At 66.1% G+C, this 20,835-nt stretch carries 24 protein-coding genes; 15 read left to right on the top strand and 9 right to left on the bottom strand.

Going from position 1 to position 20,835, the window contains the following annotated elements; all coding sequences use genetic code 11:
- Positions 1 to 18: 18 nt before the first annotated feature.
- The 3 genes from I0K15_RS18955 to I0K15_RS18945 all read right to left on the bottom strand — a co-directional run bounded on the left by I0K15_RS18955 (position 19) and on the right by I0K15_RS18945 (position 4,477).
- Positions 19 to 2,373 carry a TRAP transporter large permease gene (locus I0K15_RS18955; protein ID WP_196103038.1) on the bottom strand — a complete coding sequence of 785 codons (2,355 nt, stop codon included), beginning with the start codon at positions 2,371 to 2,373 and terminating at the stop codon, positions 19 to 21.
- Between the two features lie 13 nt (positions 2,374 to 2,386).
- Entirely contained in the window at positions 2,387 to 3,271 is an 885-nt protein-coding gene (locus tag I0K15_RS18950; protein WP_230374187.1) for a TRAP transporter small permease subunit, read from the bottom strand.
- Between the two features lie 120 nt (positions 3,272 to 3,391).
- Complete coding sequence (locus I0K15_RS18945; RefSeq protein ID WP_196103036.1) at positions 3,392 to 4,477, bottom strand: TRAP transporter substrate-binding protein; 1,086 nt, start codon at positions 4,475 to 4,477, stop codon at positions 3,392 to 3,394.
- Positions 4,478 to 4,644: 167 nt separating this feature from the next.
- Between I0K15_RS18945 and I0K15_RS18940 the strand changes: the two genes are divergently transcribed.
- Entirely contained in the window at positions 4,645 to 5,097 is a 453-nt protein-coding gene (locus tag I0K15_RS18940) for a cupin domain-containing protein (protein WP_196103035.1), read from the top strand.
- A 7-nt stretch (positions 5,098 to 5,104) separates the two neighbouring features.
- Here I0K15_RS18940 and I0K15_RS18935 read toward each other — a convergent pair whose 3' ends face one another.
- A complete protein-coding gene (locus I0K15_RS18935) occupies positions 5,105 to 5,752 on the bottom strand; it encodes an NAD(P)H-dependent oxidoreductase (RefSeq protein WP_196103034.1) in 648 nt (215 codons plus the stop codon).
- A gap of 65 nt (positions 5,753 to 5,817) precedes the next feature.
- On the opposite strand from I0K15_RS18935, the gene I0K15_RS18930 reads away from it, so the two are divergent.
- The 10 genes from I0K15_RS18930 to I0K15_RS18885 all read left to right on the top strand — a co-directional run bounded on the left by I0K15_RS18930 (position 5,818) and on the right by I0K15_RS18885 (position 13,994).
- Positions 5,818 to 6,411, top strand: a complete 594-nt coding sequence (locus tag I0K15_RS18930; RefSeq protein ID WP_196103033.1) for a TetR/AcrR family transcriptional regulator — start codon at positions 5,818 to 5,820, stop codon at positions 6,409 to 6,411.
- A 48-nt stretch (positions 6,412 to 6,459) separates the two neighbouring features.
- Positions 6,460 to 7,866, top strand: a complete 1,407-nt coding sequence (locus I0K15_RS18925; protein ID WP_196103032.1) for a cache domain-containing protein — start codon at positions 6,460 to 6,462, stop codon at positions 7,864 to 7,866.
- Positions 7,863 to 8,489, top strand: a complete 627-nt coding sequence (locus tag I0K15_RS18920; RefSeq protein WP_196103031.1) for a response regulator transcription factor — start codon at positions 7,863 to 7,865, stop codon at positions 8,487 to 8,489. Before I0K15_RS18925 ends, I0K15_RS18920 begins: the two co-directional genes overlap by 4 nt.
- Positions 8,490 to 8,753: 264 nt before the next feature.
- Positions 8,754 to 9,659 (top strand): calcium/sodium antiporter, encoded by a 906-nt coding sequence (locus I0K15_RS18915; protein WP_196103030.1) that lies wholly within the window; start codon positions 8,754 to 8,756, stop codon positions 9,657 to 9,659.
- A 52-nt stretch (positions 9,660 to 9,711) separates the two neighbouring features.
- Entirely contained in the window at positions 9,712 to 10,401 is a 690-nt protein-coding gene (locus I0K15_RS18910) for a DUF998 domain-containing protein (protein WP_230374186.1), read from the top strand.
- Between the two features lie 200 nt (positions 10,402 to 10,601).
- Positions 10,602 to 12,353, top strand: a complete 1,752-nt coding sequence (locus I0K15_RS18905; protein ID WP_196103029.1) for an acetolactate synthase 3 large subunit — start codon at positions 10,602 to 10,604, stop codon at positions 12,351 to 12,353.
- Positions 12,350 to 12,526, top strand: coding sequence for a hypothetical protein (locus I0K15_RS18900; protein ID WP_196103028.1), 177 nt, complete (start codon positions 12,350 to 12,352; stop codon positions 12,524 to 12,526). The genes I0K15_RS18905 and I0K15_RS18900 overlap by 4 nt, the downstream gene beginning before the upstream one ends.
- 74 nt (positions 12,527 to 12,600) lie before the next feature.
- Positions 12,601 to 13,125: a hypothetical protein gene (locus tag I0K15_RS18895; RefSeq protein ID WP_196103027.1), complete on the top strand. Its 525-nt coding sequence runs from the start codon at positions 12,601 to 12,603 to the stop codon at positions 13,123 to 13,125.
- Positions 13,122 to 13,685, top strand: a complete 564-nt coding sequence (gene ilvN, locus I0K15_RS18890) for an acetolactate synthase small subunit (RefSeq protein ID WP_196103026.1) — start codon at positions 13,122 to 13,124, stop codon at positions 13,683 to 13,685. The genes I0K15_RS18895 and ilvN overlap by 4 nt, the downstream gene beginning before the upstream one ends.
- 63 nt (positions 13,686 to 13,748) lie before the next feature.
- On the top strand, positions 13,749 to 13,994 hold the full coding sequence (locus I0K15_RS18885; RefSeq protein WP_196103025.1) for a GlsB/YeaQ/YmgE family stress response membrane protein: 246 nt from the start codon (positions 13,749 to 13,751) through the stop codon (positions 13,992 to 13,994).
- A 75-nt stretch (positions 13,995 to 14,069) separates the two neighbouring features.
- Here the strand turns inward: I0K15_RS18885 and I0K15_RS18880 are convergent, their stop codons facing one another.
- Together I0K15_RS18880 and I0K15_RS18875 are read right to left on the bottom strand one after the other, a co-directional pair.
- On the bottom strand, positions 14,070 to 14,507 hold the full coding sequence (locus I0K15_RS18880; protein WP_196103024.1) for an Lrp/AsnC family transcriptional regulator: 438 nt from the start codon (positions 14,505 to 14,507) through the stop codon (positions 14,070 to 14,072).
- Positions 14,504 to 14,959: an Lrp/AsnC family transcriptional regulator gene (locus I0K15_RS18875; RefSeq protein ID WP_196103023.1), complete on the bottom strand. Its 456-nt coding sequence runs from the start codon at positions 14,957 to 14,959 to the stop codon at positions 14,504 to 14,506. Before I0K15_RS18875 ends, I0K15_RS18880 begins: the two co-directional genes overlap by 4 nt.
- Positions 14,960 to 15,092: 133 nt before the next feature.
- Between I0K15_RS18875 and ilvC the strand changes: the two genes are divergently transcribed.
- Complete coding sequence (ilvC, locus tag I0K15_RS18870) at positions 15,093 to 16,115, top strand: ketol-acid reductoisomerase (protein WP_196103022.1); 1,023 nt, start codon at positions 15,093 to 15,095, stop codon at positions 16,113 to 16,115.
- Here the strand turns inward: ilvC and I0K15_RS18865 are convergent, their stop codons facing one another.
- Complete coding sequence (locus I0K15_RS18865; protein ID WP_196103021.1) at positions 16,116 to 16,853, bottom strand: hypothetical protein; 738 nt, start codon at positions 16,851 to 16,853, stop codon at positions 16,116 to 16,118.
- A gap of 75 nt (positions 16,854 to 16,928) precedes the next feature.
- Positions 16,929 to 17,390 (bottom strand): hypothetical protein, encoded by a 462-nt coding sequence (locus I0K15_RS18860; protein ID WP_196103020.1) that lies wholly within the window; start codon positions 17,388 to 17,390, stop codon positions 16,929 to 16,931.
- Positions 17,391 to 17,487: 97 nt separating this feature from the next.
- Between I0K15_RS18860 and I0K15_RS18855 the strand changes: the two genes are divergently transcribed.
- Positions 17,488 to 18,051: a hemerythrin domain-containing protein gene (locus tag I0K15_RS18855; RefSeq protein WP_196103019.1), complete on the top strand. Its 564-nt coding sequence runs from the start codon at positions 17,488 to 17,490 to the stop codon at positions 18,049 to 18,051.
- Here the strand turns inward: I0K15_RS18855 and I0K15_RS18850 are convergent.
- Positions 18,048 to 18,422, bottom strand: coding sequence for a bleomycin resistance protein (locus tag I0K15_RS18850; RefSeq protein ID WP_196103018.1), 375 nt, complete (start codon positions 18,420 to 18,422; stop codon positions 18,048 to 18,050). The genes I0K15_RS18855 and I0K15_RS18850 overlap by 4 nt on opposite strands.
- Positions 18,423 to 18,537: 115 nt before the next feature.
- Between I0K15_RS18850 and secG the strand changes: the two genes are divergently transcribed.
- Both secG and I0K15_RS18840 read left to right on the top strand, forming a co-directional pair.
- Positions 18,538 to 18,939, top strand: a complete 402-nt coding sequence (secG, locus tag I0K15_RS18845) for a preprotein translocase subunit SecG (RefSeq protein ID WP_196103017.1) — start codon at positions 18,538 to 18,540, stop codon at positions 18,937 to 18,939.
- 157 nt (positions 18,940 to 19,096) lie between these two features.
- Positions 19,097 to 20,740 (top strand): CTP synthase, encoded by a 1,644-nt coding sequence (locus I0K15_RS18840; protein ID WP_196103016.1) that lies wholly within the window; start codon positions 19,097 to 19,099, stop codon positions 20,738 to 20,740.
- Positions 20,741 to 20,835 lie beyond the last annotated feature (95 nt).

Raw genomic sequence — 20,835 nt, 5'->3', positions numbered from 1 at the left:
GGCGCGCCATACCAGCGCTTAGCTCAGCCAGTCCGGCACGATCGTCACGATCCACGGCATGGCCCAGAGGAGTGCGAGGCCGAGCACCTGGATCCCGACGAAGGGCACCACCCCACGATAGATATGGCCCGTCGTGACACTCTTCGGCGCCACCCCCCGCAGGTAGAAGAGCGCGAAGCCGAAGGGCGGCGTCAGGAAGCTCGTCTGCAGGTTCACCGCGATCATGATCGTCACCCATTTCGGATCGAGCGTCCCGCCGTAGATCACGGGGCCGACGATCGGGATGACGATGTAGATGATCTCGAGGAAATCGAGCACGAAGCCCAGGATAAAGAGGACGAGCATCACGATCAGGAACACCTTCTGCTCGTTGTCGATCGAGCGCAGGAAGTCCTGGATGTACTCCTCCCCGCCGAAGGAGATCAGCACGAGGTTAAGGATCTGGCTGCCGATCAGGATGGCAAAGACCATCGCCGTGACCTTCGCCGTCTCCCGCACCACCGGGGTGAGCACGTGGCCCGTGAACAGGACCCAGCAGGCGTAGAGCAGCCCGAGGATCGCGGTGAAGTAGCATGCAATGGCCACGAGGAACGCGATCCGGTCCTCCATCTCCACGATCACGAGGTTCATCCGCAGATCGAAATTGGTGCCGAGGATCAGCATCAGCGCGATGGCGAGCGCGGTGACCAGGATCGGCGTCGTGGACTTCCCCTGATCCTCCAGCTTGCGGAAGGCGGCGAGGAGCAGCGCACCGGCCGCCCCGAGCGCCGCGGCGGGCGTCGGGTTGGTGATGCCGCCGAGGATCGAGCCGAGGACGGCCACGATCAGAACCAGCGGCGGGAAGACGACGCGCAAGAGCTCGTTCTGCCCCAGACGCTGCGCGGCGATGCGGCCCGACCAGAGCAGGATCGCATAGGGAATGGCGAGGATTAGGAACGTGTCGCCCGGGCTCGCCACCGGCGAGATGAAGAGCGCGTCGAAGAGCAGCCCGAGCCCGATGCCCCCGGCGCCGACCAGCAGCGGCCAGGCGGGCGCGCGGGGTGCGACCCCGGCGGCGAGCGCGAAGACGAGACCGGCGAGCACCCAGACCACCATCAGCGAGGAGGACAGCGGTGCCGCGTTGGCGATGGCCTCGGCGCGGGCCGCAGCCAGCTCCTCCGCGGTCAGCGGCACATCCTCGGCCTGCCCACCGCCCGCGGCGTCGATCTCCGCCTGCTGGGCGACTGCGGCGTCCCATGCCTCCTGCCCGTGACGGAAGATCATCGCCTCCTGACAGGTCTCCGATACATTGGTGCGCAGGTCTGCCTGCTGCGTCTGCTGGGCGGCGCTGGCGAGGTTGATCCCCTGCCCGCCCGCGAGCCCGACCTGGCCGAGGCCGATGGCGAACAGGATCACGGCGACCGGCACCGCGAGGAACCAGGTGAGGTTGTGGTAGGGGCCTACCATCTCCACATCCCGCCGCTCGGTCTGCACCGGCGGTGCCTTCTCCGGGCGGAAGAGCGCGAAGCCGAACGCGTAGGCGCCGTAGAGGAAGGCAAGGAAGACACCCGGCAGGATCGCCGCCTGGAAGAGCGTGCCGACGGACAGAACCGCAGGCTCTCCCAGATAGGTGAGCGCGTCCGAGCAGCCGAAGCTCTGCGCCCGCGTCTCCTGCGCAGTGGAGTAGAGATCGCCCGCCAGCGTGCCAAGGAGGACGATCACGATGGAGGGCGGGATGATCTGCCCCAGCGTGCCGGAGGCCGCGATCACACCTGTCGAGAGCTCCGGCGAGTAGCCGTTGCGCAGCATCGTCGGCAGGGCCAGCAGGCCCATCGTCACCACGGTCGCCCCGACGATGCCGGTGGAGGCGGCGAGGAATGCGCCCACGACCACGATCGATACGGCGAGGCCGCCCGGCAGTGGGCCGAAGACCCGCGCCATGGTGGTGAGCAGATCGTTGGCGATGCGCGAGCGCTCCAGCGTGATGCCCATCAGGACGAACATGGCGACGGCCAGCAGCGTCTCGATCGACGGGCCGGCAAAGACCCGCTCGTTCATCCGGTTGGTGATGTTGGAGATCGTCCGGTCGAAGGCCCGCTCCCACCCCTGTGGGAAGAGCGGCTGCTCATATGTCGGCAGATCCGGGTATCGGAAGAGCGAGATGGACTCGCGCGCCACCCCCTCGGCCAGCAATGCCGCGTATTCCGCCGAGCGGTCGTCGACCGCCTGGTGGATCAGCACGCCCGCCTCGGACAGCGCGGCAAGGATGCCGAAGGAGATCACGCCCGCCCCGCCGATGGCGAAGGCCACCGGGTAGCCCGACATGATCGCCGTGAACAGGCAGGCGAAGGTGATGATCAGGCCGACCTCGACCCCGTCCAGACCGAAAAGCATTTACGTCAGTCCCCTAGTGAATTTCGGCCGCGGTCTCGGCGATCTCGTCGCCGAGCCGATCCTTGTCGAGATATTTGCCTTCGCTCTCCGGCCCCTCGATGAACTCCAGGAGGCTGCGGTAGAACCAGCTCCACGCCATCACGAACATCAGGCCCGCGAAGCTCACGATCAGGACCTTGAAGAGGATGTACGCGTCAAAGCCGCTGGGGCTGAAGCCGATGGTCTCGATGTTCCAGCGCACGGCGCGCGCGCGCGTCATCAGCCGCTCCAGATTGTCGGTGGCCGAGACCGGCGGCGTGATCATGTTGCGCCACATGAAGAACCAGGCGAAGAGCCAGATGATCACCATCACCGGCATCATGAAGAGCATCGAGCCGATCATGTCGATCACCCGCTTGGTGCGGAAGCTCGCCCCGGCATAGAAGAGATCGACCCGCACATGCCCGCCCTGCACGAAGGTGTAGGCGACGCAGAGGGCCACGATCATCGCGTTGTAGAGCTTCAGCCCCTCGGACCACCACGACACGTCGCGGGTGAAGATGATGTCGCCGACGCCGAAGCTGATCGCGCTCTCGCGGAACAGGCCCTGCAGGAACACGACCATCACCTGCTGGAGCACCATGACGAGCCCCGCCCAGGCGAAGAAGCGACCGAGCCAGTTCTGCCCGAACTCGATGGACCGCACGACGCCCCACAGGAACGGCCGGTGGATGAGCCCCGCGATCAGGATGCCGATGAAGATCGAGAGGGTCGCGAAGAAGAGCTCGCTCGACGCGCCGTAATAGACGAAGCGCATCAGGTTCTCGCGGTCCTCCCAGGCCAGCCAGGCGGAGGGATTGGCCAATGCGATGAAGATGCCGGAGAACCCGGACCAGAGTTCTATGAAAAACCAGCTCAATGCCTCGAGCATTGGACCCTACCTGCGTCGGACTGCGAAATGCGAGAACGGGCGGATGCGCGGCGGCGTCCGGCCCGGTGGTGCCGGGGGCGCGCGACGGCGCACCCCCGGTCGGATGGATCAGCCCAGCACGCGGTCGCGCTGTGCCGTGTAGACGCCCGAGGACCGTGCGATCCAGCCCGAGGACTTCTGCATGGAGTCCATCGCGGAGTTGTGGATGCGGGCGTAGAGCTCGTCACCCATGTTCTCCTCCAGCACCTCCTGGGAGGCCTGGCCGAACGCATCCCAGACCTCGTCCGGGAACTCCTTCAACTCGACGCCGGCGGACTGCAGACGCTGCAGCGCGGCCCCGTTCTCGGCCATGAACTGGGCGAGGTTGATGGAGTGTGCCGCGGCCGAGACGTTCTCGATGACCGCCTTGTGCGCGTCGGAGAGCTCGTTCCACACGTCGAGGTTCGTGGCAAGCGACAGGGCCGCGCCCGGCTCGTGGAAGCCGGAGGTGTAGTAGATCTTGGTGATCTCCTGGAAGCCCGCCTTCTCGTCCGCCCAAGGGCCGATCCACTCGGTCCCGTCGATCGCACCGGAGGACAGCGCCTGGTACACTTCGGCACCGGGGATGTTCTGCACGGAGGCGCCGAGGCGGCCGAGCGCCTGGCCGCCGAGGCCCGGCATGCGGAACTTGAGGCCGTTGAAATCCTCGGGCGAGGCGATCTCGCGGCTGAACCAGCCACCGGCCTGCGCGCCGGTGTTGCCCGCGATGAAGGAGTGGATGTTGAAGATCTCACCCAGCTCGTGGTGCAGCTCCTTGCCGCCCATCCAGTAGTACCAGTTCTGGATCTCCTGCGCCGTCATGCCGAAGGGCACGGCGGTGAAGTAGGCAAAGCCCGGGTGCTGGCCGACGAAGTAGTAGTCGGCACCGTGATACATGTCCGCCTGGCCGGAGGCGACGGCATCGAACACCTCGAACGCGCCGACGAGCTCGCCCGCGGCCTTCAGGTCGATGGTCAGCGCACCGTCGGTGGCGGCCGTGATCATGTCGGCGCAGTACTGCGCGCTGTCATGCACACCGGCGAGGCCGCGGCCCCAGGTGGTGACGAGCGTCAGCGTGCGGCGGCCCTGCGCGTAGGCCGGGGCGGCCAGCGCGGTGCTCGCGGCCGCGGCCGAGCCGCCGATCGCGGAATTCTTCAGGAAAGAGCGACGATCCATGGATACCTCCCAGTAGCGCCCACCCTTTTGAATGGGCGGATCGAATAATGGCGCGACCGTAGCGAGTGAGGTGCGGGGTTCCAATACCTACAAACCCGTAGAGGGTACATGGATTGAAACCTGGCCGCCCTATCTCGTCCCCGAAGCGCCTTGGAAGGGAGCATATCATGAAACGGCAGGGCATCCATCGCGGCGCGGGGGACGGCACCCCGAACACCGCCTTCGGCATCGCGCGCACCATCTCGATCAGCGCGGCAGAGACCGGAGGCGCCTTCGGCGTGTTCCGCGAAACGGTGGAGGAAGGCCAGGGCCCGCCGCTCCACATCCACTGGCGCGAGCACGAGCTCTTCACCGTCCTGTCGGGCCGGGTCCGCTTCGTCTGCGGCGAGGACGAGTTCACCGCCGGCGAGGGCGATCTGGTGATGATCCCGCCGGGGCTGCAGCACACATTCGTTGGGGTGGAGCCTGCGGGCTCGGTGGTTCAGGTGATCCTGACGCCGGGCCGCGGGGCGGACTTCTTCGGGGAGACCGAAGGGCTCAACCCCGCCGAGGACAAGGCGCGGGTCGAGGAGATCGCGGCGGCCTACGACCTCGAGTTCGTGGGGCCGCCGCTTCGGTAGGATCGCATCAGGCCCGCGCACCCCGTGCCGTGATCGAGCTGTGCGCGGGCACGGGTGCCGCGGTGCGCACTGGCTTCTCCGCCGCCGTGCGGCCCATGTCCCCTGCCCGCTCGATCCAGCGCGACCGGTCGCGCGGCGTGGAGCTCTTGACCGAGCCGAACTGCACGATCTTGCGCGGCGTGATGCCGCAGAAGTCGAGCACCTGGTTCTTGAGCATCCGCCGTCCCGGCTTGCGGTAGAGCCAGGTGTCGAGCCAGGGCGGCGTGTCCGAGGTCAGGATCACGTCGCCGGTGCGGCCTGCCAGGAGCTTGTCCCACCACATGCTGTCCTTGCGGTACTTGAAGCCAAACCCCGGCACGAGCGCCTTGTCGAGCACGGCCTTCGCCATCGCCGGAATGCTCGCCCACCAGTACGGGAAGACGAAGAGGACGTGGTCGGCCCAGGCCATGTTCTCCTGCCAGGCCACCAGATCCGGATCGATCTCCTGCCGCCCGACATAGCCCGGGAAGTTCGGATCGAACTGCATGTCGGCGAGGTTCTGGCGCCGCACCTCGGCGCCTGCGGCGCGGGCCTCGGCCTCGTACCGGTCGGCGAGCGCGCCGCACAGGCTCTCCGCCCGCGGATGGCCGACCCAGATGAAGATGCGCTTGGTCATGGGGTTCTCCTTTCGCTTTACACCGTGTCAATTGACACGATGTCAAATGCCAGTAGATTGACACCATGTCAAGTGCAAATGAAACGACCCGCGATCGCCTGCTCGCCGCCACCTGCACCCTGCTGGCGCAGTCCGAGGGGAAGCCCGTGCGCCTCTCCGACATCGCGAAGGAGGCGGGGGTGAGCCGCCAGGCGCTCTACCTCCATTTCGACAACCGCACCGATCTTCTGATCGCCGCAGTGCGCCATGTGGATGCGACCTCCGACATGGATGCGCGGCTGGAGGAAAGCCGCACGGCCGCGACGGGCCGCGCCCGGCTCGACGCCTATGTCCGCGCCTGGGCCGACTACATCCCGGTGATCCACCCGGTCGCCCGCGCCCTCCTGCTCGCCCGCGAAACCGACGAGGCGGCGGCCGCCGCATGGGACGACCGGATGGAGGCGATGCGCGAGGGCTGTGCCGCCGCCGTTGCCGCGCTCGCCCGCGACGGCGACCTGCGGACGGATCTGGAGGCGGCGGCGGCGACCGATCTGCTCTGGACCCTGCTCCACGTCCGCAACTGGGAGCATCTGCATCTCGACTGCGGCTGGAGCCACGACGCCATCCGGCGCGAGATCGCGGAGGCCGCCCGGCGCGTCCTGCTTACGCAGCCCGCTTGATCCCGCCGCCCGCCTCGCGTCTTATGTGGCACCTGTGGGGGATGTGGAATGCGGGTGAGCCTGCGCGACAGAATGCGGCCGAGCTACGGGCAGAAGGTGTTCCTTCTGGCCACGCTGCCGCTCGTCCTCGCGGTCGCCTGCATCGCGACGCTCGTCGCCTACCAGTCCCGTCAGCTCGCCGAGGAGGAGATCGCCTTCCTTGAGGAGACGCTGCTGGAGACCAAGCAGGCCGAGCTGCGCAATTACATGAGCCTCGCGCGCAACGCGATCTACCACATCTACGGCCCTGCCGGACCGGATGACGAGGAGGCGAAGGAGCGCGCGGCCCAGATCCTCGCCGCGATGACCTACGGCAAGGACGGTTTCTTCTTCGTCTACGATTATGACGGGACGAACCTCGTGAGCTCCAAGCAGACGGAGCTCATCACCCGCAACTGGATCGACCTGACCGACAGCACGGGCACGCCGGTCGTGCAGCCCCTGATCGACCTCGCCCGGCGCGGCGGGGGCTACCACGAATATGTCTGGCCCAAGCCCTCGACCGGAGAGGAAAGCCCGATCGTCAGCTACGTGATCGGCCTGCAGGACTGGCGCTGGGCGGTGGGCACCGGCATCTTCATCGACGATGTGCGCGCGGAGGTCGCGGCCACGCGGGCGGAGATGGAGGCGCGGATCCGCGACACCTTCCTCTGGATCGCGGCCATCACCTCCGTCGTGCTGCTCGGCGTCTTCGCCTCCGGCATGCTCATCAACATCCGCGAGCGGCGGCTGGCCGACAGCAAGCTCGCCGTGCTCACCCAGCGGATCGTCGACACGCAGGAGGAGGAGCGCGCGAGGGTCGCGCGCGAACTCCATGATTCCATTTCCCAAATCCTCGTCGGCATCCGCTACGGGCTGGAGCTCGCCCTGCGCCGGATCGACGGGGGCGGTGCCGTGAAGCCGACGCTGGAGAAGGCGGGCGACCAGCTCAACCTCGCCATTCACGAGGTGCGCCGGATCAGCCGCGACCTGAGGCCCGCGGCGCTGGATGACCTCGGCCTGTCGCCAGCGCTCAAGACCTTGTGCGAAGAGTTCGAGACGCGTACAGGCATCCGCACGCGGCTCGACACGGTGGCGCTGCGCAACTCGCTGAGTGCCGAAGGCAAGACCGCGCTCTTCCGTGTGGCGCAGGAGGCGCTGACCAATATCGAGCGGCACGCGGGGGCGACCGAGGTCAAGCTGCGCATCAAGCCGCACCGCCGCGGTGCGGCGCTCACCATTTCGGACAACGGCCGCGGCTTCGCCCCGCGGCGGCAGGGACAGGGGATCGGGCTGAGGAACATGGCCGAGCGTATCGAGCATCTGGGCGGAACCTTCCGCATCTCCTCCTCGCCCGAGGGCACGCGGATCGAGGCGAACCTGCCCGCGCACCACCTGACCTCTGGCGCGCCGGCGCGGGAGACGGCGGAGGCATGAGCCGCATCCGCGTCCTGCTCGCCGACGACCACCCCCTCGTGACCGAGGGCGTGCGCGCCGTGCTCGAGACCTTCGACCAGATCGAGGTCATCGCCGCCGTGGCGACAGGCCGCGATGCGGTCGACACGATCGAGCGCATGGCCCCCGACGTCACGCTGATGGACCTCAACATGCCCGGCATGAACGGGCTGACGGCGACCGAGCTGGTGCTCGAACGCGACCCCGAGGCGCGCATCGTGATCCTGTCGATGCACGACAATCCTGAATACATTTCAACGGCTTTGCGGCATGGCGCGAAGGGCTACCTGCTCAAGGACGTCGCGACCGAGGAGATCGTGACCGCCATCGAGAAGGTCCATGCCGGGGAGACGTATCTGTGCACCGGCACCGAAGGCGCGCTGACGCCGGAGGGGGAGCGCGAGGTGCTCACCAGCCGGGAGCAGATGGTGCTGTTGCGGCTGGCGCGCGGCCTCTCGAACAAGGAGGTGGCGCGGGACCTCGATATCTCCGTGCGCACCGTCGAGACGCATCGGAAGAACATCAAGCGCAAGCTCAACATCGACACCACCGCGGGGCTGACGCGGTACGTGCTGGAGAGCGGGCTGCTCGGGCTGACCGACTGAAGGGTTAACGCCGGATGCCGGCGTATGATTTGCGTGCACAGGGCGTATGACATGCGTATGCCAAGCGCTTCGCTCAGGTATTCAGCGTTAACCATCGGGCCAGCCGGGGCCTCCGGCGGGGATATTTCGACAAGGCAGAAGAGGTAAACCTGTGCACGACGGGCCGCCGTCAAGGCGTGCAGGGCCCCGAAAATTTTTGCGCCACGCCCTTTTCGGGGCCCGCGATGCATCCGACATGCGCGCTGCCATGGCGTGGAGGATGCGATGCTGGGCCTGATGCTGGTCGGGGGATTGGTGCTGCTCATCGCGGGCGGCGGCGGGCTGGTGAGCGGCGCGGTAGCGTTGGCGCGGCGGCTGGGACTGTCGGCGGGCGTGGTGGGTGCCGTGGTGCTCGGCTTCGGGACGTCGGTGCCGGAGCTCTCGGTCTCGCTGCGCGCCGCGCTTGCGGGCTCGCCCGACATCGCGCTCGGCAACGTCGTGGGGTCGAACACGGCGAACATTCTGCTGATCCTAGGCCTGTCCGCACTGCTGGGCGGGATGCTGCGCGTCAGCCCCGGCGAGCGGACGGATATCGCCATCGGTCTGGCGGCAGGCGTCGCCCTGCTGGCGGCGGCCCTAACCGGGGAGGTCGGGCGGCTCGCGGGGCTCGTCGCGCTGGCGGGACTGGCAGGATACCTGGCGCTTGCGCTGCGGCGGGAGGCGGAGCCGGACGATGGCAGCGCCCGGCCGCGTCTTGGCGTGGCGCTGGTCAAGCTGGGCGCGGGGCTCGCGGGCGTGCTGATCGGTGCGGACCTGCTGGTGCGCGGCGCCGTCGGGCTGTCGGAGGCGGCGGGGCTGTCGGAGGCGGTGATCGGCCTGACCATCGTGGCCGTCGGAACCTCCCTGCCCGAGCTTGCCACCTCGATCGCCGCGGCGCGGCGGGGTCAGGCCGCACTGGCCGTGGGCAATGTGGTGGGCTCCAACATCTTCAACCTGCTGGGCATCCTCGGCGCGACGGCGGTGATCGCGCCGGTGGCGGCGGCACCGCGCTTCGCGGCACTCGACATTCCCGTGATGCTGGCCGCGATGCTGGTGCTGCTCCTCCTCGCCCGGCGTGGGATCGGGCGCCGGGCCGGGGTGGCGCTGCTGGCGGGCTATGCCGGCTATCTCGTGCTGATGCAGGTGCCGTGAAGGTGACGGGCGCAGATCGCGCGTTATCTCCTTGAGGCAGAAGGAGAAACCGATGCGCTCCTCGAACACCACCGAACCGGCGATGCTTCGGATCTGCGCGGCACTGGCCCTGCTCGGCTGTGTCGCGCTGATCGGCGGGAACGTCGTCGGCAGCCTCGTGGTGCCGGATCACGACTGGGTGGCCGACACGGTGAGCGACCTCGCCGCCGGCGAGTGGGAGATCATCCAGGATGTCGCGCTCTACGGCTATGCGGGCGGGCTGCTGGCGCTGGCACTCGGCTGTGCCAACGCCCATCCCGGCGGGCTGTGGTGGAGCGCATCGGTCTTCGGCCTTGCGGTGCTGGCGCTGCTGGTGACCGTGATCGGGGCGCGGAACGAGTATGGTGACGGGGACAATGAAGGGATCGTGATCCACCTCTACCTCGTGATCGGGCTGGGGATGCTTTTCACGCTCGTGCCGCTAGGTTTGCAGGGGCCGATCGGGGAGCGGTCGGCGATGCGCCGGATCGTGCTCCTCGCCTGCACCGCGGCATGGGCGGTGGGTGCGGGGGCTGGGTCTGCTGACCGTGGGCATGATCGCGGTGATCGCCCTGCATCTCGACGCGCATGGGCGCGCGGCGGCGGATTGATTCGACCGCGAAGCCCTCGCGATTTGCCGGATCGGTCGCGCGCGAGACCCCCAACGAAAGAAAATGTGCATTTCACCCCAATTCGCGTCACTTTCTCCGCCGAGAGAGGTTGACCCCCTGCCCCGCTCCTGTAAAACAACCCTCGTGCAGCGGAGAGAGCGATGAGCATCGTCGTACTTATTGGAAGGCGCGTCTGACCCCTCGGGAGAGAACCCCGCAGGAGAGAGACGCGCATGACCCCCGGACGGGGGTTTTTTTGTGTCCGCCGCATGGAGTGAAATCGGGGTGCGTCCCCGCGAGAAGGAAGAGACCCATGACCCGCATGACTGGCGCAGAGATCGTCGTTAAGGCCCTCCGTGATCAGGGCGTGGATACCGTATTCGGGTATCCCGGCGGCGCGGTCCTTCCGATCTATGACGAGATCTTCAAGCAGAACGAGATCCGCCACATCCTGGTCCGGCACGAGCAGGCGGCGACCCATGCCGCCGAGGGCTATGCGCGCTCCACCGGCAAGCCGGGCGTGGTTCTGGTGACCTCCGGCCCCGGGGCGACCAATGCGGTCACGGGGCTGACGGACGCGCTGATGGACTCGATCCCGATGATCGTGCTGTCGGGCCAGGTCCCGACCTTCATGATCGGCAATGACGCCTTTCAGGAGGCCGACACGGTCGGCATCACCCGGCCCTGCACCAAGCACAACTGGCTGGTGAAGGAGACGGATGTGCTGGCGGGCACGCTGCACCAGGCGTTCCACGTTGCCGTCACCGGGCGGCCGGGGCCGGTGCTGGTCGATATCCCCAAGGACGTGCAGTTCGCCAAGGGCGATTATGTCCCGCCGAAGAAGGCGGATCTGGGCCATTACGCGCCGAAGGTGAAGGGCGATCTGGCCGCCATCGAGGCGGCGGTCGAGCTGATCGAGAATGCGGAGCGCCCGATCCTCTATTCCGGCGGCGGCGTGATCAACTCGGGCCCCGGTGCGAGCCAGCTCCTGCGCGACCTGGTGGAGAGCACCGGCTTCCCGATCACCTCCACCCTGATGGGGCTGGGCTGCTACCCGGCCTCGGGCGAGAAGTGGATGGGGATGCTCGGCATGCATGGCACCTACGAGGCGAACATGGCGATGCATGATTGCGACGTCATGATCTGCATCGGCGCGCGCTTCGACGACCGGATCACCGGGCGGACGGATGCGTTCTCCCCCGGTTCGAAGAAGGTGCATATCGACATCGACCCTTCCTCCATCAACAAGAACATCCACGTCGACATCCCCATCGTCGGCGATGTGGGCCACGTGCTGGAGGACATGCTGAAGGTCTGGAAGGCGCGCGGGCGCAAGACCAAGGCCGAGGCGGTGAAGAAGTGGTGGGCGAAAATCGACACCTGGAAGGCGATCAAGTGCCTCGGCTACACCCAGTCCGGCAAGACCATCAAGCCGCAATACGCGCTCGAGCGGCTGGAGGCGCTGACCAAGGGACACGACCGTTACATCACCACCGAGGTCGGCCAGCACCAGATGTGGGCGGCGCAGTACATGGGCTTCGAGGAGCCGAACCGCTGGATGACCTCGGGCGGGCTGGGCACCATGGGCTACGGCTTCCCGGCGTCGATCGGCGTGCAGATCGCGCATCCGGATGCGCTGGTCATCAACGTCGCCGGCGAGGCGTCGTGGCTGATGAACATGCAGGAGATGGGCACGGCGATGCAGTTCAAGGCGCCGGTCAAGCAGTTCATCCTCAACAACGAGCGACTGGGCATGGTGCGCCAGTGGCAGGAGCTGCTGCATGGAGAGCGGTACTCGCATAGCTGGTCCGAGAGCCTGCCCGACTTCGTGAAGCTGGCCGAGGCCTTCGGCGCGAAGGGCATCCTCTGCGACGATCCCGACGATCTGGACGAGGCGATCCGCGAGATGATCGCCTATGACGGCCCGGTGGTCTTCGACTGCGTGGTCGAGAAGCACGAGAACTGCTTCCCCATGATCCCGTCGGGCAAGGCCCACAACGAGATGCTGCTGGGTGAAGCGTCGACCAAGGACGCGATCGATGCGGGCGGGGCGGTGCTGGTGTGAAGCTCGTTCTCGCACTGCTGATTGCCTTGTCGCCCGGCGCCTTTGCGCAGCAAACACTACTGTCCGGCGACTCCTACGACCTCCGTTCCGGCACCGTACCTCTCGTGCTGTCGGACGGAGATATCGAGAGCTTTCGCACCGAAATCGCCGATCACCGATTGCCCATCGAATGACAAGGAACCCTATGTATTCCCTTGAAAAGGCTAGGCGCAGCGCACTTGCTCCCTTCTCTCGCATTCGATCGCCGTTGGCAGTGCTCGCTGTTGCAGCAACTCTGTCGGCGTGCTCCGGCACCGAGACAGCAGATGGTATCCGTGCACTGAGCGCATCGCCGCAGGCACTTCGCGACGTCTACGAAGGCCGCACGCTACGGGTGTTCCGACCGGATACCGGTACGCAGATCGAGTATCTGGCGAGCAACGGCGACGCTTATCTCTGGTCCGACTTCGGCCCGAACATCGCTACAGGTGAGTGGTGGACCGATCGAGGGCGTGATGGTCTTGTCTACATATGCTTTCGATACGGTCCCGAGGGCCCCCCGGCGATCGAGGGCGGCGCGCCTGAGGACGGGGGCTGCTCACGCGGAACGTCCATACTTGATTGGACCGTCGAACTGGTCGAAGGGGATCCGTTCGACCTAAGGAACGGCGGGACGGTTCCAGCCGTCCTACCCGGCGGCGCAGATGTCTCCCTCGCAGAGGCATCGACACTATCCTCGGCGGACATCACCCTTGGCGATGACCTCGTGACCTGGAAAGGCGGAGCACAATGAGCCCCCTCGACCTCAAGAAAGGCGCCTCGCGCAAGAGCGCCTATGATCTCAAGACCCCGTTCGGCGACAGCCAGGAGCGGCACACGCTGGCCGTGCTGGTCGACAACGTGGACGGGGTGCTGGCGCGCGTCATCGGGCTCTTTTCCGGGCGCGGCTACAACATTGACAGCCTCACCGTGGCGGAGGTGGACCATACCGGCCACCGCTCGCGCATCACGGTGGTCACGACCGGCACGCCGCAGGTGATCGAGCAGATCAAGCACCAGCTCGAACGCATGGTCGTCGTGCACGAGGTCCACGATCTCACCGTCGAGGGCCCGAGCGTCGAGCGGGAGCTTGCGCTGGTGAAGGTCCGCGGCACCGGCAATGACCGGGTGGAGGCGCTGCGCACGGCGGAGATCTTCCGCGCCCGCGTCATGGACACGACGACCGAAAGCTTCATCTTCGAGCTCACCGGCGCACCCGACAAGATCGACGCCTTCGTCGAGCTGATGGTGCCGCTGGGCCTCGTCGAGGTCGCCCGCACCGGCGTCGCCGCCATGGCCCGCGGCTCCGAGTGATTTTTTGACCTCCCGGCCCTGTGGCCCCACCTCCTGCCCCAGGGCAAGCTGAGGGAGAACGACATGGGCTGGATCGTCGCAATCATCGTGGGCGGGCTCGCGGGCTGGATCGCCGAGAAGATCATGAAGGCCAATCACGGCCTGCTCACCAACATCTTCCTCGGCATTCTGGGCGCGATGGTGCTGAATGCGCTTCTCAGTCTCGTGGGGCTCGGCTTCGCGGCCACGTTCTTCGGGCGGCTGGTGGCTGGGGTACTCGGCGCGTGCCTGCTGATCTATGGCTGGCGGATGGTGAAGGGGCGGACCTGACCCCTTCCAGCTTGAGATAAATATCCTCGCCTGAAGTCTTCGCCAAAGGCGAAGGAGGCAGCGCGAAACCCGCGTCTACTTCTCCTCGGAGAGCAACACGTTGCTCTCCACGTCGCCCACGCCTGGCAGGGTCATGATGCGGCGGCGAAGGATGCGCTCGAAATCGGCGAGGTCGCGGGCGACGACGCGCAGGCGGTAGTCGTAGACGCCGATGACCTGCTGGACGAGCTGGACCTCGGGGATGGCGACCACGGCACGCTCGAAATCGCCCATCGCCCCCCTGCCCCGGGCCGCGAGCTTCACACCGAGGAAAACCGTGACGCCGTAACCGAGGGCGGCGCGGTCCACGATCAGGGCGCGTCCGGTGATGATCCCTGCCTCCTCCATCCGCTTGATCCGGCGATAGGCGGCGGGTTGGGAGAGGCCCACCGCATCCCCCACCGCCTTCGCCGACAGGCCGCCGTCGGCGCGCAGGGCATCGAGGATCGCGTGGTCGGTCTCGTCGAGAGTCATACCGGCACCGCTTCCATGTTCTTCAGTTCGCTGACCAGCATGAGGCTCTCCACGTCGAGGATGTGGGGCAGCGCCATGATGCGGTCGCGGTAGATCTGCTGGTAATGCGCGAGGTCGCGGGCCACCACGTCCATGCGGATGTCGACGCGGCCGAGCAGGGTCTGGATCGTCTCGACCTCCGGGATCTGCCGCGCCTCCGCGATGAAGGCGTCGAAGGCGTTGCGCGCGGTCTTGTCGAGGGTGATGCGGAGGAAGACCTGCACCTCCCAGCCAAGCTGCCGCCGGTCGATCAGGATGCGGCGGCCGCGGATCACCCCGTCCCGCTCCATCCGCGCGATGCGCCGCCAGCAGGGGGCATGCGACAGCCCTGCCCGCTCGGCAATCGCCGCCACGGAGGCGGCGGGGTCGGCCTGCATCTGACGCAGGATGCGGCGGTCGGTATCGTCGAGCATGATTTTCGCGATCGAGGCTATCAAACGAATGGAATTTCGCTTCTATGCCCCATTCAGGCAGAGAAAGAAATATCCATCGCGCTGTCCTGCGTATCTTGCCGCCATCCGGGGAACACCAAGAAGGAGACAACCCATGCGCGTCTATTATGACCGTGACTGCGACATCAACCTCATCAAGGACAAGAAGGTGGCGATCCTGGGCTACGGCTCGCAAGGTCACGCCCATGCCCTGAACCTGCGCGACTCGGGCGCCAAGAACGTCGTCGTGGCGCTCCGCGAAGGCTCCGCGTCCAAGGCGAAGGCCGAGGGCGAGGGCCTGCAGGTCATGGAGATCGCCGAGGCCGCCGCCTGGTGCGACGTCATCATGTTCACCATGCCCGACGAGCTGCAGGCCGAGACCTACAAGAAGTATGTCCACGACAACCTGAAGGAAGGCGCTGCCATCGCCTTCGCCCACGGCCTCAACGTGCATTTCGGCCTGATCGAGCCGAAGCCCGGCGTCGACGTGATCATGATGGCGCCCAAGGGCCCCGGCCACACCGTGCGCGGCGAGTACACCAAGGGCGGCGGCGTGCCCTGCCTCGTGGCCGTGCACCAGGACGCCTCCGGCAAGGCGCTGGAGATCGGCCTCTCCTACTGCTCGGCCATCGGCGGCGGGCGCTCGGGCATCATCGAGACCAACTTCCGCGAGGAGTGCGAGACCGACCTCTTCGGCGAGCAAGCGGTGCTGTGCGGCGGCCTCGTGGAGTTGATCCGCGCGGGCTTCGAGACGCTGGTCGAGGCGGGCTACGCGCCCGAGATGGCCTACTTCGAGTGCCTGCACGAGGTGAAGCTGATCGTGGACCTGATCTACGAGGGCGGCATCGCGAACATGAACTACTCGATCTCCAACACGGCGGAGTATGGCGAGTACGTCTCCGGCCCGCGCGTGCTCCCTTATGACGAGACCAAGGCGCGGATGAAGGGGATCCTGACCGACATCCAGACCGGCAAGTTCGTCCGCGACTTCATGCAGGAGAACTCCGTCGGCCAGCCCTTCTTCAAGGGCACGCGGCGCCTGAACGACGAGCACCAGATCGAGCAGGTCGGCGCCAAGCTGCGCGAGATGATGCCCTGGATCTCCGAAGGCAAGATGGTGGACAAGGCGCGGAACTGATCAGTGTACTGACTGCGGCCTGCCCTTTATCGGGCAGGTCGCGCAAAGACCGTCAAAATCGAGCTGTGTCTGCGAATTGATACCTTCCAGAAGCATATAAAGCTGCTCTTGGAAGTATTGGTTTACCCGCTCCACATGCGATTTGACTGAGAAGACGAAGTGATCGTCCAAGTCCTCCGCAACAAGCGATAACGGTGGTGGCAGAGCCCTGACACCGAAATAGCAGATCACTCGCGCCTCTGCGATAGAGATATCCAGTCCTGTAGCCGATCCGTAGGATCGCAGCAAAGACTGAGTGCAAAGCACATCGCGCAGGATAGAACGCTTCTTTCCTGCATCGAAGTGGCCGTTGCCTCGTTTGATTTCGTAGGCACGCAGCGACTTGATGCGGCTATCGTACACAAAACTATCTACTTGGATTGTTCGAGCAGGATCACCATAGGGCAACTCAATCAGTCCGCCGTCGGGGATATCAGAGTTTCTACCGTTGATCGCCCGATCCGCGATATCAGAAACGCGAAACTCTGGCTCATGCCATACGGTAAAGTACTCCGACTCCGACAAACGCTCACGGAGCGCTCGCTCCAGTATCTGACCATGACGCTTGTAAGCCGAGCTGATGATACTGGTTTGGCGAGAGTATCGTTCGCCGCCGATAGGGTCAGTGCGAAAACGAGCCCTCGCCGACGCCGATATCGTGTCGTCAACAACAGGTCTAAGTTTGTCCAACGTACCCATATTCATTCCTCGGAGTACGAATGAAGACAGTAACGCAAGACATTTATAGAGCGAGTCTTTTTCGAGAACGATTAACTACATCCACCACTTGAACTCGCGCAGGTGGCGGTGGAACCAGCCGCCGATCGAGAAGTGGTCGCGGCGGATCATCAACACGAGTGCGATCATCGCGGCGAGGATCGCGAGGTCGATGACCTGATTACGGTTGACGGGGAAGGTTCCGGCCTCGTTCAGGGCGAAGGGGTCGAAGAAGCCCTCCCAACGTCTTGTCACCGTGAAGAAATGCATGATCAAGAGCCCGCCATAGCTGAAGAGCCGCATGAGCCCGACCGCGGCCAGCGCGCAGAGCAGGATCTGCACCCCGGCGATGGCGTAGACCTGGAAGAGCGAGACCTCGACCCCGTCGAAGTTGCGCGCGAGGTTCTGGTACTGTGTGGGCACCACGATCTTGTTCGCCGCCCACACGAAGATGAACCAGGCGAGCCCCAGCCTCATGATCAGGAGCGCCGCGCCGTCGAGCCTATCCTGTGCCGTCATTCCGGGTCCCTCCTCTGCCGTGCCCCTAGCATGACCTCGGCGTCGCACCGCTCACAAGCCTGTTGGCAGGGCGTGAGCGGCGGGTTAGGCCCTGACCATGCAACTCGACCTGGCCAAACGCACCGGCTTGCCGGACGCGCTGCGCGTTCTGGTGGAGGCCTACCCGCGGGAGACGTGGGAGGCCCACCCGAACTTCGACCAGCTCACGCAGTTCTGGCTCGATCGGCACCTGATGTTCCGCCAGATGCTCGCGGCACTGACGGGTGGGACGGAGGATTTCCTCGACGGCCAGATCGATGCGCGCGACTACGCGCAGGAGATCGGACGTATGGGTCAGGCGATGCTGCAGGAGCTGCACAGCCACCACTCGATCGAGGACGCGCATTACTTCCCGGTGCTCGCGCGGCAGGATGCGCGGCTCGACCGCGGCTTCGAGATGCTGGACCGCGACCACCACGCGCTCGGCGAGGCGATGCAGAGCTTTGCGGACTGCGCCAACACGCTGCTGCCCGCACTGGCAAAGGACGGCCGGCGCGAGGCGGGGGCGATGGGAACGGAGCTCGTCCGCTTCCACCGCTTCCTCGACCGGCACTTGCAGGATGAGGAGGAGCTGGTCGTCCCGGTCCTGCTGAAATACGCACCGCCGGAGTTCCGGCGCTAGCCGATGGGTTGGCCGAAAGAGAGCAGCGTTACGTCCTCGTCGATCACGTGGAACTCGCGCTGGCCATAGACCGTGTCGAACGGAGGGCGGACGCGGCCATTCGGTAACTCGGCGAGGCGCGGCGCACACTCGGCATGGAGCGCATCGACATCCCTGACATCGATGTAGCAGTGGATCTGCCGCGCGGGGTCGCTCAGATCGACGCCCGGCCCTGGCAGGATGAGCCGCAGGGCGGCGGCATCCCGGATTACGAACGCGTAGTCCGCCGACCGGACCCGGGCCTCGAAGCCGAGCATGTCGACATAGAAGCGCAGCGCACGGTCCATATCGGCGACGAGCAGGAAGGGCGTTACGCGCAGGAGTTCGGGCATCGGCTCACCTCCGCTGCGGAGCCTAGCAGGTCGCTGGCGTTTTCGCATCGACACCCCCATATCGCTTTGCTAGACACCGCCCATCCTGGAACCCAGACGCAACGAGGCGCGCTTCATGGCCAATGTCCTTCTCATCGTGCAGCTGATCCTGGCGCTTGCGCTGATCGGCGTGGTGCTGATGCAACGCTCCGAAGGGGGCGGGCTCGGCATCGGAGGCGGTGGCGGCGGAGGCGGCGGCCTGATGTCGGGTCGTGGTGCGGCGACGGCGCTCAGCAAGGTGACGTGGGCGCTGGCGACGGCGTTCCTCGTGGTCTGCCTGATCCTGACCATCCTCGGCGCGCAGGAGAGCGGCGATGCCTCGGTGATCGACCGCCTCGGCACGGAGCTGCCGGCGCGCGAGGTCGATCCCTCACTGCCGCCTGCGCTGCAGGGCGACCTGTTGCCGCCGAGCGTGGACGGTGGCGTGGTGCTGCCGCCCGCAGACGGTGGTGCGGCCCTGCCCCCGGCGGCCGACTAACCCCATCCATCGCGCATCGCGGCGGCCCCTCCTACCAAATGCGGGGGGCCTCTTGCCGGAATCGGGATTTGAGGCTAAGCACCGAGTCCCGTGGCACGGCGTGGTTTTCCATTTGAACCTTGTGGCCGCATGAGGCCGACACGGGGAGCTTTCGGGCATGGCACGTTACATCTTCATCACCGGCGGCGTGGTCTCGTCCCTGGGCAAGGGGCTTGCATCCGCCGCCCTCGGCGCGCTGTTGCAGGCGCGCGGCTATTCGGTGCGGCTGAGAAAGCTCGACCCCTATCTCAACGTCGATCCCGGCACGATGTCGCCCTTCGAGCATGGCGAGGTGTTCGTGACCGACGACGGGGCGGAAACCGATCTCGACCTTGGCCATTACGAACGCTTCACCGGGGTGGCGGCGCGCTCGACCGATAGCGTGAGCTCCGGCCGCATCTACCAGACCGTGCTGGAGAAGGAGCGGCGCGGCGAGTATCTCGGCAAGACGATCCAGGTGATCCCGCACGTCACCAACCAGATCAAGGAGTTCCTGGAGATCGGCGGGTCGGAGGTCGACTTCATGCTCTGCGAGATCGGCGGGACCGTGGGCGATATCGAGGGCCTGCCCTTCTTCGAGGCAATTCGCCAGTTCGCGCAAGAGCAGCCGGCGGGCCAGTGCCTGTTCATGCATCTCACCCTGCTGCCGTGGATCGCGGCCTCCGGTGAGCTGAAGACGAAGCCGACCCAGCACTCGGTGAAGGAGCTGCGCTCGATCGGCATCGCGCCCGACATCCTCGTCTGCCGCGCCGACCAGCCGATCCCGACCAAGGAGCGGGAGAAGCTGGCGCTCTTCTGCAACGTGCGGCCGGAGCGGGTGATTGCGGCGCTCGACCTGAAATCGATCTACGAGGCGCCGCTGGCGTACCATCGCGAGGGGCTGGATCAGGCGGTGCTCGACGCCTTCGGCATCTCACCTGCCCCCGCACCGAAGCTCGACCGCTGGCGCGACGTGGCCGACCGGATCTACAACCCCGACGGCGAGGTGCGCATCGCGGTGGTCGGCAAGTACACCCAGCTCGAGGACGCCTACAAGTCGATCAGCGAAGCGCTGACCCATGGCGGGATGCACAACCGGGTGAAGGTGCGCACAGAGTGGATCGACGCCGAAGTCTTCGACAAGGACGACCCGGCGCCGTATCTTGAGGGCTTCCACGGTATCCTCGTCCCCGGCGGCTTCGGCGAGCGCGGCACCGAGGGCAAGATCAAGGCGGCGCGCTATGCGCGGGAGAACGACATCCCCTATTTCGGCATCTGCCTCGGCATGCAGATGGCGGTGATCGAAGCGGCGCGCAACCTCGCCGACATCTCCAAGGCAGGGTCCGAGGAGTTCGACGCGGAGGCCGGCAAGGACCGGTTCGAGCACGTGATCTTCCACATGAAGGAGTGGAACGAGGGCAACCGGACCGTGAAGCGCTCGATCGACGACGACAAGGGCGGCACCATGCGGCTGGGCGCCTATGACGCCATGCTGGTCGAGGGCAGCCAGGTCGCCGGGATCTACGACACGCAGGAGATCAGCGAGCGCCACCGCCACCGCTTCGAGGTCGACATCACCTACAAGGACCGGCTGGAGGAGCAGGGCCTCCTCTTCTCGGGCCTCTCGCCCGACGGCGAACTGCCCGAGATCGTGGAGATCCCGGATCACCCCTGGTTCGTCGGCGTGCAGTTCCACCCGGAGCTGAAGTCGAAGCCCTTCGCGCCGCATCCGCTCTTCGCGAGCTTCGTGCGCGCGGCGATGGAACACTCGCGGCTCGTCTGAGCCTCATCACTCTCGTCCAATACGCCCGCCGGAGGCATTCGACAGACGGGTCGGGTGCCTCCGGCGGGGATACTTTGAGAAGAGAGAATGCCGGG

It is taken from the genome of Pontivivens ytuae (genome assembly GCF_015679265.1).
GTDB classification, from domain to species: domain Bacteria; phylum Pseudomonadota; class Alphaproteobacteria; order Rhodobacterales; family Rhodobacteraceae; genus Pontivivens; species Pontivivens ytuae.
This window is presented reverse-complemented; position numbering and strand designations above follow the sequence as displayed.